Source organism: Ramlibacter pinisoli, from assembly GCF_009758015.1.
Classification (GTDB): Bacteria; Pseudomonadota; Gammaproteobacteria; order Burkholderiales; family Burkholderiaceae_C; genus Ramlibacter; species Ramlibacter pinisoli.
Genome location: NZ_WSEL01000011.1, coordinates 85,804 through 98,836, shown reverse-complemented (window position 1 = coordinate 98,836; position 13,033 = coordinate 85,804). Strand labels below are relative to the sequence as shown.

At 69.4% G+C, this 13,033-nt stretch carries 11 protein-coding genes; 3 read left to right on the top strand and 8 right to left on the bottom strand.

The annotated features are described in order from the left end of the window. Positions 1 to 55 precede the first annotated feature (55 nt). The 6 genes from GON04_RS25625 to sucC form a co-directional block, all read right to left on the bottom strand. Positions 56 to 2,299, bottom strand: a complete 2,244-nt coding sequence (locus tag GON04_RS25625; RefSeq protein ID WP_338051060.1) for a CHASE2 domain-containing protein — start codon at positions 2,297 to 2,299, stop codon at positions 56 to 58. 53 nt (positions 2,300 to 2,352) lie between these two features. Continuing rightward, positions 2,353 to 3,021, bottom strand: a complete 669-nt coding sequence (locus GON04_RS25620; RefSeq protein ID WP_157400958.1) for an FHA domain-containing protein — start codon at positions 3,019 to 3,021, stop codon at positions 2,353 to 2,355. Positions 3,022 to 3,066: 45 nt separating this feature from the next. After that, complete coding sequence (locus GON04_RS25615) at positions 3,067 to 3,852, bottom strand: Stp1/IreP family PP2C-type Ser/Thr phosphatase (RefSeq protein WP_157400957.1); 786 nt, start codon at positions 3,850 to 3,852, stop codon at positions 3,067 to 3,069. Between the two features lie 12 nt (positions 3,853 to 3,864). Next, entirely contained in the window at positions 3,865 to 6,612 is a 2,748-nt protein-coding gene (locus tag GON04_RS25610; RefSeq protein ID WP_181653803.1) for a protein kinase domain-containing protein, read from the bottom strand. 241 nt (positions 6,613 to 6,853) lie between these two features. Beyond that, the gene (gene sucD, locus GON04_RS25605; RefSeq protein ID WP_157400956.1) at positions 6,854 to 7,747 is read right to left on the bottom strand and encodes a succinate--CoA ligase subunit alpha; all 894 of its coding nucleotides are present in this window, start codon (positions 7,745 to 7,747) and stop codon (positions 6,854 to 6,856) included. A gap of 21 nt (positions 7,748 to 7,768) precedes the next feature. Then, positions 7,769 to 8,932, bottom strand: coding sequence for an ADP-forming succinate--CoA ligase subunit beta (gene sucC / locus GON04_RS25600; RefSeq protein ID WP_157400955.1), 1,164 nt, complete (start codon positions 8,930 to 8,932; stop codon positions 7,769 to 7,771). A 149-nt stretch (positions 8,933 to 9,081) separates the two neighbouring features. Here sucC and argC point away from each other — a divergent pair, with 149 nt between their 5' ends. Beyond that, positions 9,082 to 10,002 (top strand): N-acetyl-gamma-glutamyl-phosphate reductase, encoded by a 921-nt coding sequence (gene argC, locus GON04_RS25595; protein ID WP_157400954.1) that lies wholly within the window; start codon positions 9,082 to 9,084, stop codon positions 10,000 to 10,002. Between the two features lie 28 nt (positions 10,003 to 10,030). Here argC and recX read toward each other — a convergent pair whose 3' ends face one another. Both recX and recA read right to left on the bottom strand, forming a co-directional pair. Further along, positions 10,031 to 10,492, bottom strand: a complete 462-nt coding sequence (recX, locus tag GON04_RS25590; RefSeq protein ID WP_157400953.1) for a recombination regulator RecX — start codon at positions 10,490 to 10,492, stop codon at positions 10,031 to 10,033. 19 nt (positions 10,493 to 10,511) lie between these two features. Then, a complete protein-coding gene (gene recA / locus GON04_RS25585; protein WP_157400952.1) occupies positions 10,512 to 11,570 on the bottom strand; it encodes a recombinase RecA in 1,059 nt (352 codons plus the stop codon). 147 nt (positions 11,571 to 11,717) lie between these two features. On the opposite strand from recA, the gene GON04_RS25580 reads away from it, so the two are divergent. Both GON04_RS25580 and GON04_RS25575 read left to right on the top strand, forming a co-directional pair. Then, a complete protein-coding gene (locus GON04_RS25580; RefSeq protein ID WP_157400951.1) occupies positions 11,718 to 12,206 on the top strand; it encodes a MarR family winged helix-turn-helix transcriptional regulator in 489 nt (162 codons plus the stop codon). Between the two features lie 77 nt (positions 12,207 to 12,283). Further along, positions 12,284 to 12,958 (top strand): response regulator, encoded by a 675-nt coding sequence (locus GON04_RS25575; RefSeq protein ID WP_157400950.1) that lies wholly within the window; start codon positions 12,284 to 12,286, stop codon positions 12,956 to 12,958. Positions 12,959 to 13,033: the final 75 nt, after the last annotated feature.

Sequence of the window (13,033 nt, the reverse complement as noted above, 5' to 3'; positions counted from 1 at the left end):
CCGGGCGCTCCCGCTGGCTGGCGACGGAGGCGGGCGGGCGGGCGCATGGGAAGGCTCACTTGGTCTCGAAATTGGTGGCGCCGTCCCACTCGGGATCGAACGGCAATAACCTCATCGAGGCTACACGCTCGGAATACAGCTCGTAAAGGTATTTTTTGGGGTTCATCCGGCGCAGATTGAGCAGCAGGACGTCGCACTGGTCCCAGTCCTGGGCACGGTAGGCCCGCAGGAACGTCCCCCAGACCTTGAGTTCGTCGACCTGGGCCGGCTCCAGCCAGTCGGCCGGGGCCAGCGGCCAGTGGATCGCCACCGCCTGCTCCTTGCCCTTGACGCGGACCCGATCGAGCTCCTGCCAGGCGAACTGGCCGGCGATCTTGCGGGTGGTCTCGCTGACGACGATGTCGACGCCGTAGGCCTTGGACAGGCCCTCCAGCCGGGAGCCCAGGTTCACCGCATCGCCGATCACCGTGTAGCTGCGGCGCACCTGCGAGCCCATGTCGCCCACGCACATCATCCCGGTGTTCAGGCCGATGCCCACGCCGATCTCGGGCAGGCCCTGGACACGGTGTTCCTCATTGAGCCGGCGCACCGCGTTGGCCATCTCGAGCGAGGCCTTGACCGCCAGGTGTCCGTGCTCGGCGGTCTCGACCGGAGCGCCCCAGAACGCCATCACGCAGTCGCCCATGTACTTGTCGATGGTGCCGCGATTGGCACGGATGATGTCGGTCAGGCGGTTGAACACCTGGTTCAGCAGGTGCTGCAGCTGCACCGGCTCCATCCGTTCGGACATCTTGGTGAAGCCGCGCATGTCGCAGAACATCACCGTGAGTTCCTTGTTGGTCGCCGCCATGCTGTAGCTGTCGGGATCCTTGACCATCTCGTCGACCAGCTCGGGCGGCACGTAGGTGCCGAACAGGTTGGCGAGGTCGCGCTTGGACCGGCTCTCGATGAAGTAGCCGTAGCTCATGTTCAGCGCGAAGGCGGTCAGGACCATGACCAGCGCCGAGGCCAGCGGCAGCACCAGCCCGGCGCCCAGGTACAGCCACAGGTTCAAGCCGACCACCGCGGCGAGCACGGCGACGCTGGCGCCGACCGCCTTCGCTGCCGACAGCAGCGGCAGGGCGAAGGCCAGCGTGAGGCCGGCCAGCACCAGCACCACCACCTCGTAGCCGACCGCATAGTCGGGGCGCACGTGCAGCTTGCCGTCCAGCAGGCCGGCGATCATGTTGGCGTGGGTCTCGACTCCGGGGTAGGTCTCGCCGACCGGGGTCACCCGCAGGTCCTGAAGGCCGGGCGCGGTCGTGCCGAGCAGGACGATCTTGCCCTTCAGGCTGCCCGGCGGCAGCCGCTGGCCCACCAGGTCGGCCGCCGAGACGTACCGGAACGAGCCGCCGGCGGGACCGCCCGGGCCGCGGAACGGCACCAGCGCCGCCACCCGGTCGTCGACCGGGATCGACAGCGTCTTCTGGCCCAGGCGCAGCGTGACGCTCTCCAGGCCCTGGTAGCTGCGCGAGACGGTGCCGTCGCGCGGGAAGCCCGGCTCCACCGCCGGCAGCCCGACCAGCGTGCGGAACATGGCCAGCGACAGCGACTCGTAGTGGCGGTCGCGGTGCTCGGCCAGCAGCGGGATCGAGCGCACCACGCCGTCGCCATCGACGATGGGATTGAAGAAGCCGGCGATCGGGGCCGCCCTGGCCAGCTGCTCGATGTTGGAGCCGTAGCCGTTCCAGCTGGTGAAGCGGATCGGCCGTCCCTCCAGGGCCTCGCGCGCCATCACGGGGGGCGGCAGCAGGCCGGAGGTGCGGCCCTCGCGGTCGCTGGTGAAGTAGTAGCCCAGCACGACCGGCCGCTTCTGCAGTGAGCGCGCGAACGCGGCGTCGTAGTCGAGCGAGCTGCCCAGCTGGCCGACGCGCTCGGCGAAGCCGGCCTGGTCCTTCAGCTCGCCCTGCGCGAGCTGGCGCAGGCGCTTGAGGCCGGAGCTCTCGTCGGCCTCGGCGAACACCACGTCGAAGCCGAGCAGGGCGGCCTGCTGGCGCTCGAACAGTTCGTCGGTGAGTTCGGCCAGCCGGTTGCGTCCCCAGGGCCAGCGGCCCACCTCGGCCAGGCTCTTCTCGTCGATGTCGACGATGACGATGCGCTCGTCGAGCGTGCGCGGCATGGTGGCGCGCAGCCGGGCGTCGTACAGGACGTCGTCGAGGCGCTGCAACAGGCCCAGCGGCAAGACCCCGCCCGCGTGCAGCAGGGCGATGAACAGCGGAATCAGGGTGACCGCGATGCGGGTCCAGTGCCTGGCTAGCACGGACCCTCCGCCCGCCAAGCGCTGGCCTGCAGTGTCGGCACGGCGGGGGCGGCTTAGCCCTGGACGAACTGCATCTGGGTGCCGGCGAGCTCCAGCAGGTCGCCGTTCTTCAGCGTCACCGGCTCGGCCCCGATCGGCGTGCCGTTCAGGGTGGGCTTGTTGCCGCCCTCGACATGGGCGACGACGAAGCCGTGCGGACGCTTGGTGATGGCGGCCACCGCCACCCCCGGCTTGCCGATGGTGGTGACCACCTTGACCAGCGGCACCTCGCGGCCGGCGGCGGCGCCCGAGAGCACCTTGATGACACCGGTCACGCCACCGGGTTCAGCCCCGGCCGGAGCCGGCGCCGGCGCCGCGGCGCCCTCGGGCCTGGCCACCGGCGGCGGCACCATGCCCGGCTTCATGATCACGGTCTTGTCGAACGTGGCCCCGGGGACCTCGTTGATGTACTTGATCTTGTACTTGCCGATCTCGACCGTGTCGTTGTTCTGCAACAGCTGCTTCTTCACGGCCTTGCCGTTGATGTAGGTGCCGTTGGTGCTGTTCAGATCCTCGAGGAAGACCTCCGTGCCGGTCATCTGCAGGACGGCATGCTCGCCGCTGACGGCGAGGTTGTCGATGACGATGTCGTTGTACGGCCGCCGCCCCAGTGACGTGCGGTCTTTCGTCAACTGCACTTCCTTGATGACGACACCGTCGATCGACACGATCATTTTCGGCATGGCCCACTCCTGTTTGTTTAGTCTTCTGCTACCGAAGATCGAAGGCTATTTTCCCAGCAATCGGGAGATCAGGCCCTTTTTTTTGGCTCCGCTGTCCGCCTGCGCCAGCAGCACCGAGATGTTGTCGCGCCCTCCATTGCCATTGGCGGCATCGACCAGGCGGACCGACTTCTCCTCCAGGCTGCCGTCGCCCTGCAGGATCCTGGCGATGGTCTGGTCGTCGATCATGTCCGACAGGCCGTCGGAACACATCACGTAGATGTCGCCCGGCTCGACCCGGTGCTCGTTGACCTCCAGCAGCACGGCGTCCTCGACGCCCAGGGCCCGTGTCACCAGGTTCTTGTTGGTCGACACGGCGGCCTGCTCGGGGGTGATCAGGCCGGCGTCCATCTGCTCCTGCAGCAGCGAATGGTCCTTGGTGATCTGGGCCAGCTCGCTGCCGCGCAGGCGGTAGCAGCGCGAGTCGCCGATGTGTCCCAGCATGAGGCGGCCGTCCTGGAACACCCCGACCACCAAGGTGGTTCCCATCCCCGAGTACTGCGGATTGGAATTGGCGGCGTTGAAGATCGAGCGGTTGGCGTTGTCGACGCAGATCTCCATCGCCCGGCGCACCTCGCGCGAGTTGGCGTGGCGGCCGGCCTGCGACAGCCAGCGGCCCAGCTCGGACTTGATGAAGGTGGTGGCCATGCCGCTGGCGATCTCGCCGGCGTTGTAGCCACCCATGCCGTCGGCGAGGATGCCCAGGCGGGTGGGCTCGTCGATCGCGACCGAGTCTTCGTTGTTTTCGCGCGCCAGACCCGGGTCGGTGCGGAGGCAGAACTCGTATTTCATGGCGGGCGGGTCTCAGGCCTTCGGGTCCGGCTGGCCACCGGGAGCATCCGACGGGCTGAACACGGCTGTCTTGTCGTAGGCCGTGGCGCCGGTGGCGGGCACGTGGGCCGCATCATAGCCGGGCGTCGGCGGGGCGCCGGGCCCGGTGGCGGCGGCCAGCACCAGGGTCTTCTCGGCGGTGGCGTGGGCCTGCGTGGCGGCGGCCAGCGAGACCGCAGCCGCGGTGCCGGCCGGGGATGCCGGCGCCGCCGCGGTGCCGGACAGCTGCGCCAGCAGCGCCTTCAGGTCGCCGGCGAACTGGTCGCCGTCCTGGTAGCGCAGCTCGGGCTTCTTGGCCAGGGACAGCGCCACCACGTGGGCCAGGCGCTCGGGCAGATCGGGCCGGACGACGCGGATGTCCGGCGCCTCCTCGTTGGCGATCTTGAACATCAGCTCGGCCATCGAGTCGCCGCGGAAGGGCAGCACGCCGGTGAGCATCTGGAACAGCATCACGCCCAGCGAGTACAGGTCGGAGCGGCCGTCGACCTTCTTGCCGGCGATCTGCTCGGGCGACATGAAGCTGGGCGTGCCCAGCACCAGGCCGGTCTTGGTCTTGCTGGAGTCGGTGATGCGGGCGATGCCGAAGTCGGTGACCTTGACCGTGTCGGAGTCGACCTCGTACATGATGTTGGCCGGCTTGATGTCCCGGTGCACCACGCTCTGGCGGTGCGCGTAGGCCAGCGCCTCGGCCACCCGCGCCACGATGGACAGCACCCGGGGCATGGGCAGCAGGTGGCCGGCCTTGCAGACGTCGACCAGGTCGCGGCCCTTGAGGAACTCCATGGCGATGTAGGCCAGGTCGTGCTCCTCGCCGGCATCGAAGATGGTCACGATGTTCTGGTGCTGCAGGCGGCCGGCGGTCTCGGCCTCGCGGAAGAAGCGCTGGCGGGCGTCGTCCAGTTCCTCGCCCTCGAACTCCTGCGACAGGGCCATCGTCTTGATGGCGACCACGCGGCCGATCTTGGGATCCTTGCCCAGGTAGACCACGCCCATGGCGCCCTTGCCCAGCTCCTTCTCGACCTGGTAGCGGCCCAGCATGGGTTTCTCCACCGCGCCGCCGTCCAGCAGCAGGGTGCCGCCCGGGTGGGCACCGCCGCCGCCCAGGATGACGGTCTCGGACAGGTTGCGGGCCCGGTGCAGCTTGCTCTGCAGGTCCTTGTAGTCCTTGTTCCAGGCGGCCATGTGGGCGTACACGGCCTCGGCCTTGTTGAACTGCCGCTTGCGCTCGAAGTCCAGTGCCAGGTTGTACAGGTTGTCCATCAGCGCATCGCCCATGGGCACGCGGCGGAAGCGGTCGAACGCCATGTCCAGCTGGCCCTGACCCTGCAGCGCGAGACCCATCATGCGGTTGGTCTCGGCCGACTCCTCGTCCGACTTCACCTTGCCGGCCTCGGTGACCAGGAAGCGCTTGGTGGTGAGGGCGGCGTGGCCGATCACCAGCAGCGCCGCCGGCAGCACGAAGCGCAGCCAGGTCGCGGCGCTGGACAGCAGCAGGTACTCCGCCGCCAGCAGCAGCACCAGCAGGCCGCCCGTGGCGCCGGCACCCAGCCCCGCCGACAGGCGCGGCAGCAGGACGACCAGGTAGGCCGCCACCAGCAGGAAGGCGCCGAAGGCCGCCAGCGCGCCCCAGGAGGGCTCGACGATGGAGTGCTCGGCCAGGATGCTGGAGGTGACGTGCGCCATCATCTCCGCCGGGCTGAGCGCCGGGTAGCCGGGGACCGGGAAGGTGGTGCCGACGCCGGCGGCGGTGGCGCCGACCAGGACGATCTTGTCGGCGTACTTGGAGGCCGGGATCTTGCCGCTCAGGACGTCGTAGAAGGAGTCGACGGCGAATGGCGGCCGGCCGTCGCGGGCGCGGTAGAACTGCGGCAGGACGCGGGCGGCCTCGTCGGTGCGCACCTGCAGCTTGCCGACCCGGAGGCCCTCGCCGGGCTGGACCCGGATGTCGTCCGGGCCGAGGTTCAGGCTGCGGGCCGCGGCCAGCAGCGCCAGCGAGGGCACGCCACGGCCGTAGTAGTTGACCAGCAGCGGGTCGGCGCGGACCGCGCCGTCGACGTCGTTGGTCTGGTTCAGGTGGCCCACGGCCGCGGCGGCGTTGCCGATGGTGTCGATCGGGTACTGGCCCCGCACGGCCGGCAGGGCGAAGCCGCTGCGGTCGTCGACGGTGCCGCGGGCGACCGCGGCCGGCAACGGCTTGTCGGGCTTGCCCTGGGGCTCACCGAGCTCGAACACCGCGGGCACCAGCACATTGCCGGCCCTGGCCATGCTGGCGGCCAGCTTGCCGTCGGTGTCCAGGGTCTGCTCGGCCTCGGCCGTCAGCGCGGCCAGCGCCTCGTTGCCGGTGCCGGCGCCCAGCGCCTGCCGGATCCTGCGGATGTAGGCCAGCCCGCGGTCGGTGTGCGGCTCGAAGAAGAAGGTCGTGTAGACGATGGTCTTGGCCCTGGCGGCCGCGAGCTTGTCGATCAATTCGGCGTGGACGTCGCGCGGCCAGGGCCAGCGGCCGATGTTGGCGATGCTCTGGTCGTCGATGGCGATGACGGCGATGCGGTCGGACGGCTGGCGCGCGCTCTGGACGCTGGCGACATCGTAGAAGCGTCGCTCGAGGGTCTCGAACAGGCTGGTGGACTTCCAGAGGACGAACACGGCGACCACGATGGCGGCGCCGATGAACCAGTCCGCGCGCCAGAACTGGCGCCGCTTTGCCGAAGAAGATGTACTCACCTGCGCCCCTTGTCCTGATGGCTGCCCATTGCCTCTGGGTGCAGCTCCTCGCCCGCTCCGCCATCCAAGGTGCAGGACTCCTGGCGGGACGGTAACAGAGGGTCCCAGGGCGGACAAGGCAGTTTGTCACACCGCTAATACATTCTGTTGCAAACAGGCGCTATTGGGAATGGGGGATTGCGCGGGCACAAAAAAGCCGGCCCGCGGCCGGCTTGGCGTCAGCGGCGGGGCCGCCGCCGCTTCAGAGCAGTGCCTTCAGCAGCTTGGCCATCTCGGACGGATTGCGCGTGACCTTGAAGCCGCACTCCTCCATCACCGCCAGCTTGGCATCGGCCGTGTCGGCGCCACCGGAGATCAGCGCGCCCGCATGGCCCATGCGCTTGCCGGGGGGCGCCGTCACGCCGGCGATGAAGCCGACCACCGGCTTCTTCATGTTGGTCTTGCACCAGCGCGCGGCGTCGGCCTCGTCGGGGCCGCCGATCTCGCCGATCATGATCACGGCGTCGGTGTCGGGGTCGTCGTTGAAGGCCTTCATCACGTCGATGTGCTTCAGGCCGTTGATCGGGTCGCCGCCGATGCCCACGGCGCTGGACTGGCCCAGGCCGATCTCGGTGAGCTGCGCCACCGCCTCATAGGTCAGCGTGCCCGAGCGCGAGACCACGCCGATGCGGCCCTTGCGGTGGATGTGGCCGGGCATGATGCCGATCTTGATCTCGTCAGGGGTGATCAGGCCGGGGCAGTTGGGCCCGAGCAGCAGCGTCTTCTTGCCGCCCTTGGCTTCCTTGGCCTTCATCCTGTTGCGCACTTCCAGCATGTCCTTGACCGGGATGCCTTCGGTGATGCAGATGGCCAGGTCGAGGTCGGCTTCCACCGCTTCCCAGATCGCCGCCGCGGCGCCGGCCGGCGGCACGTAGATCACCGACACGGTGGCGCCGGTCTGCTGCTTGGCTTCCTGCACCGAGGCGTAGATCGGGATGTCGAAGATCTTCTCGCCGGCCTTCTTCGGGTTCACGCCGGCGACGAAGCAGTTCTTGCCGTTGGCGTACTCCTGGCACTTCTCGGTGTGGAACTGCCCGGTCTTGCCCGTGATGCCCTGGGTGATGACCTTGGTGTCCTTGTTGATGTAGATCGACATGTCTCGTCCTAATCGGTTGCTTCAGGCCTTGACGGCGGCGACGACTTTCTGGGCGGCCTCCGCCATCGTGTCCGCGCTGATGATCGGCAGGCCCGAGTCGGCCAGCATCTTCTTGCCCAGTTCCTCGTTGGTGCCCTTCATGCGCACCACCAGCGGCACGTTCAGGTTCACCGCCTTGCAGGCGGTGATGACGCCGGTGGCGATGGTGTCGCACTTCATGATGCCGCCGAAGATGTTGACCAGGATGGCCTTGACCTTCTTGTTCTTCAGCATGATCTTGAAGGCCTCGGTCACCTTCTCGGGGGTGGCGCCACCGCCCACGTCGAGGAAGTTGGCCGGCTCCGCGCCGAACAGCTTGATCGTGTCCATGGTCGCCATCGCCAGGCCGGCGCCGTTGACCAGGCAGCCGATGTTGCCGTCCAGGCTGATGTAGGCGAGGTCGAACTTGCTGGCCTCGATCTCGGCCGGGTCTTCCTCGTCGAGGTCGCGCAGGGCCACGATGTCCGGGTGGCGGAACAGCGCGTTGCTGTCGAAGTTGAACTTGGCGTCCAGGGCGACGATGTTGCCCTTGCTGTCGCGGTTGAGCGGGTTGATCTCCACCAGCGAGGCATCGGTCTCCATGTAGCAGCGGTACAGCTTCTGGAAGACGTCGACGGCCTGCGCCGTCGAGCCGGCCGGGATGCCGACGCCGTCGGCGATCTCGCGGGCCTGCGCCTCGCCCAGGCCGGCCAGCGGGTCGATGAACACGGTCTTGATCTTCTCGGGCGTGGCGTGCGCCACCTCCTCGATGTCCATGCCGCCTTCGCTGGAGGCGATGAAAGCCACCTTCTGCGTCGCGCGGTCGGTGACCACGGACACGTAGTACTCCTTCTGGATGTCGGCGCCGTCCTCGATGTACAGGCGGCGCACCTTCTGGCCCTCGGGCCCGGTCTGGTGCGTCTTGAGCTGCATGCCCAGGATCTCGCCGGCCAGGCGCTTGACGTCGTCGACCGACTTGGCGACCTTGACGCCGCCGCCCTTGCCGCGGCCGCCGGCGTGGATCTGCGCCTTCACGACCCAGACCGGTCCGCCCAGCTTCTGTGCGGCTTCCACCGCTTCCTGCACCGTGAATGCCGGGATGCCGCGCGGGACGGGCACGCCGAAGCTGCGCAAGATCTCCTTGCCCTGGTACTCGTGGATCTTCATGGGATGTCTCTCGAGGAACGTGGATGGTGCACGCGAGCCTGGCGCGGCAATGGCCGGCCCCTGCGGAGTGCAGCCGCGAACTGTATCATGGTGCATCGCACAAACCGCCTGCGGGGCCACGGCCGCGCAGCCTTCCCAGGACGACCCCGATGGCCAAAGTCTTCATCGACGGCGAAGCCGGCACCACCGGCCTGCAGATCCGCGAGCGCCTCGCGACCATGCCGCAGGTGCAGCTGGTGAGCATCGCGCCCGAGCGCCGCAAGGACCCGGCGGCCAAGCGCGAGCTGCTGGCCGGCGTCGACCTGGCGATCTTCTGCCTGCACGACGACGCCGCGCGCGAGTCGGCCGCGATGGTCGAGGACATTCGGCGCCAGCAAGGCCGCGCCCCGCGCATCATCGATGCCTCGACCGCGCACCGCGTCGCCGACGGCTGGGTGTTCGGCTTCCCGGAACTGGCCCCCGGCCAGGCCGACGCGATCCGCACCGCCGAGCGGGTGAGCAACCCGGGCTGCTATTCGACCGGCGCCATCGCGCTGCTGCGGCCGCTGGTGGACGCCGGCATGCTGCCGCCCGACCATCCGGTGGCGCTGCCGTCGGTCAGCGGCTACTCGGGCGGCGGCCGCACCATGATCGAGGCCTACGAGGCGGGCTCGGCGCCGCCGTACGAGTTGTACGCCCTGGGCCTGAAGCACAAGCACCTGCCGGAGATCATGAAGTACACCGGCCTGTCGCGGCGGCCGATCTTCGTGCCCTCGGTGGGCAGCTTCCGCCAGGGCATGCTGGTGCAGCTGCCGCTGCACCTGGACCTGCTGCCCGGCCGGCCGTCGCTGCAGGACCTGCACGGGGTGCTGGCGCGCCACTACCGCGGCAGCGAGTGGGTGACCGTGGAGCCGCCGACCGACGATGGCAAGCTGGAGCCGACGGCCCTGAACGACACCAACCGGATGGAGCTGCGCGTCTACGGCAACATGGACCACGCCCACGCCGTGCTGGTGGCGCGGCTGGACAACCTGGGCAAGGGCGCCAGCGGCGCCGCGGTGCAGAACCTGCGCCTGATGCTGGGCCTGTGAGGCGCGCGCGGCGCGCGCCGCGTCCGCATCACAGGCCGTCGTCGTCGTCGGCCGAGCCGCCCAGCACCCGCTGGATCACGTCGCCGGCGAACCCCCGCGCCGCCAGGAAGCGCGCCTGCTTGCCGCGCTCGGCGGCGTCGCGCGGCGGGGCGTCGAACTTGCGCCGCCAGACCGCCCGGGCCCGCGCGACCTCGGTCGCCTTGAGCGCCTGCACGGCCTGGCCGACCAGCTCGCCCGGCAGCCCCTTGGCCTGCAGCTCCTGCCGGATGCGGCCGGCGCCGAGCCGGGCGGCGCGCCGGTGCAGCACCGACTCGACCACCCGCTGCTCGTCGATGAAGCCCTTGGCCTGCAGCTCGTCGAGCACCCGGGCCAGCTGGCCGGCCTCCTGCTCGTGCGGGCCGAGCTTGCGCTCGAGTTCGGCGCGCGAATGCTCGCGGCCGCCCAGCAGGCGCAGGGCGCGGCCCTTGAGTGACAGCTGAGCCTGCGGCATGCCGCCGGACCCGGCCGCCTTACTCGGCGGCCTCGACGTCGGCCGGCAGCAGGGGGATCTCGAGCGACTCGCGCACCTTGTTCTCGATCTCGCGCGCCAGCTCGCGGTTCTCGCGCAGGAACTCGCGTGCGTTGTCGCGGCCCTGGCCGATCTTCTCGCCCTGGTAAGCGTACCAGGCGCCCGACTTCTCCAGGATGCGGGCGGTGACGCCCATGTCGATGATCTCGCCCTCGCGGCTGATGCCCTCGCCGAACAGGATGTCGAATTCGGCCGTCTTGAACGGGGGCGCGACCTTGTTCTTGACCACCTTGACCTTGGTCTCGTTGCCGATCGCCTCCTCGCCCTTCTTGATGGTGCCGGTGCGGCGGATGTCCAGCCGCACCGAGGCGTAGAACTTCAGCGCGTTGCCGCCGGTGGTGGTCTCGGGGCTGCCGAACATGACGCCGATCTTCATGCGGATCTGGTTGATGAAGATGACCATGCAGTTGGTCTTCTTGATGGTGGCGGTGAGCTTGCGCAGCGCCTGGCTCATCAGGCGGGCCTGCAGGCCGGGCAGGGAGTCGCCCATCTCGCCCTCGATCTCGGCCTTGGGCACCAGCGCCGCCACCGAGTCGATGACGATGAGGTCGACCGCGCCCGAGCGCACCAGGCTGTCGACGATCTCCAGCGCCTGCTCGCCGGTGTCGGGCTGGCTGATCAGCAGCTCCTGCAGGTTGACGCCCAGCTTCTGCGCGTACTGGGTGTCCAGCGCGTGCTCGGCATCGACGAAGGCGCAGGTGCCGGCCTGGCGCTGCATCTCGGCGATGACCTGGAGGGTGAGGGTGGTCTTGCCCGACGATTCCGGGCCGTAGATCTCGATGACCCGGCCGCGCGGCAGGCCGCCGACGCCCAGGGCGATGTCCAGGCCCAGCGAGCCGGTGGAGACGACCTGGATGTCCTCGATCTTCTCGCCCTCGCCCAGGCGCATGATCGTGCCCTTGCCGAACTGCTTCTCGATCTGGGCCAGCGCGGCCTGCAGAGCCTTGGCCTTCTCGCTGTCCGCCGCCGCGACCTTCGTTCCCTTGACTTGGGCATCCATGGCAATTTCTCCTTGTGGATCAATGGGTTAGCTAGCCGGATCCAGCTGTTTCGAACCACAGGCTGGATGCATGGCCAGTACTCTAACGCGACGGCAGCGGGAAAGTAAACGCAGTTTTTCGTCAGTTTGCCTTACCATTTCCCCCACATGGAGGAGCCCGCATCCGTCCCCGACGACCGCTGGCGCCAGACCCACCTGGGCCGGCTGCTGGGGCATGCCATGCGCCGTTTCGACGAGCGCGTGCTGCACCTGATGGCGCACGACGTCCAGGTGCCGCTGGCGCTGTCCAACCTCGCCGCCCGGGCCCAGGTGGGCGCCGCCCACGTCCACATCACCCGCCACCTGTCGGTCGACGGCTCGCGCCTGACCGAGCTGGCCGAGCGCGCCGGCATGACCAAGCAGGCCATGGGCGACCTGGTCACGCAGTGCGAGGCCTGGGGCCTGGTGGTGCGCGAACCCGACCCGCGCGACGCCCGCGCCCGCCAGGTGCGCTTCACCGCCAGCGGCCTGGCCTGGCTGCAGGCCTTCCGCGCCGCCGTCGCCCAGGCCGAGGCCGAGTTCCGGGCCGAGGTCGGGCCCGAGGTCGCCACCGTCGTCGCCCTGGGCTTGGAGGCGTATGCCGGCCCCGCGGCCTGAGCCGGCCCCGTCCGCAGCCGGCGGCCCAGCCTAGAATTTCCGCAAGCCGCGCCCGCGACGGCCCCACAGGAGACAGCATGCGCATCCTCATCGCCGAAGACGACCAGGTGCTGGCCGACGGCCTGCTGCGCACGCTGCGCGCGTCCGGGGCCGCGGTCGACCACGTGCGCAGCGGCACCGAGGCCGACGCCGCCCTCATGACCAACAACGAGTTCGACCTGCTGATCCTCGACCTCGGGCTGCCGCGCATGCACGGGCTGGAGGTGCTGCGCAAGCTGCGCGGCCGCGGCTCCTCGCTGCCGGTGCTGATCCTGACCGCCGCCGACAGCGTCGAGGAACGCGTCAAGGGCCTGGACCACGGCGCCGACGACTACATGGCCAAGCCGTTCTCGCTGCAGGAACTGGAGGCGCGGGTGCGCGCCCTCACCCGGCGCGGCATGGGTGGCACCAGCAGCATCATCAAGCACGGACCGCTGGTATACGACCAGGCCGGGCGGGTCGCCACCATCGACGGCAAGATGGTCGAGCTGTCGGCACGCGAGCTCGGGCTGCTGGAGGTGCTGCTGCAGCGCGCCGGCCGCCTGGTCAGCAAGGACCAGCTGGTCGACCGCCTGTGCGAGTGGGGCGAGGAAGTGAGCAACAACGCGATCGAGGTCTACATCCACCGCCTGCGCAAGAAGATCGAGAAGGGCCCGATCCGCATCGCCACCGTCCGCGGGCTGGGCTACTGCCTGGAGAAGATCGCGGGTTGAGCGGCGCCCACCCTCCGTCCGGCCCGGACCGCCCCGACCCGCGCCCACCGCCGACCGCGCGCCGCCGGACCACCC

Coding starts and splice junctions, on each gene's coding strand:
- GON04_RS25620 (WP_157400958.1), bottom strand. CDS start 3,021: ATGCCGAAAATGATCGTGTCGATCGACGGTGTCGTCATCAAGGAAGTG.
- recX (WP_157400953.1), bottom strand. CDS start 10,492: ATGCCGCAGGCTCAGCTGTCACTCAAGGGCCGCGCCCTGCGCCTGCTG.
- GON04_RS25575 (WP_157400950.1), top strand. CDS start 12,284: ATGCGCATCCTCATCGCCGAAGACGACCAGGTGCTGGCCGACGGCCTG.
- GON04_RS25615 (WP_157400957.1), bottom strand. CDS start 3,852: ATGAAATACGAGTTCTGCCTCCGCACCGACCCGGGTCTGGCGCGCGAA.
- recA (WP_157400952.1), bottom strand. CDS start 11,570: ATGGATGCCCAAGTCAAGGGAACGAAGGTCGCGGCGGCGGACAGCGAG.
- sucC (WP_157400955.1), bottom strand. CDS start 8,932: ATGAAGATCCACGAGTACCAGGGCAAGGAGATCTTGCGCAGCTTCGGC.
- argC (WP_157400954.1), top strand. CDS start 9,082: ATGGCCAAAGTCTTCATCGACGGCGAAGCCGGCACCACCGGCCTGCAG.
- sucD (WP_157400956.1), bottom strand. CDS start 7,747: ATGTCGATCTACATCAACAAGGACACCAAGGTCATCACCCAGGGCATC.
- GON04_RS25580 (WP_157400951.1), top strand. CDS start 11,718: ATGGAGGAGCCCGCATCCGTCCCCGACGACCGCTGGCGCCAGACCCAC.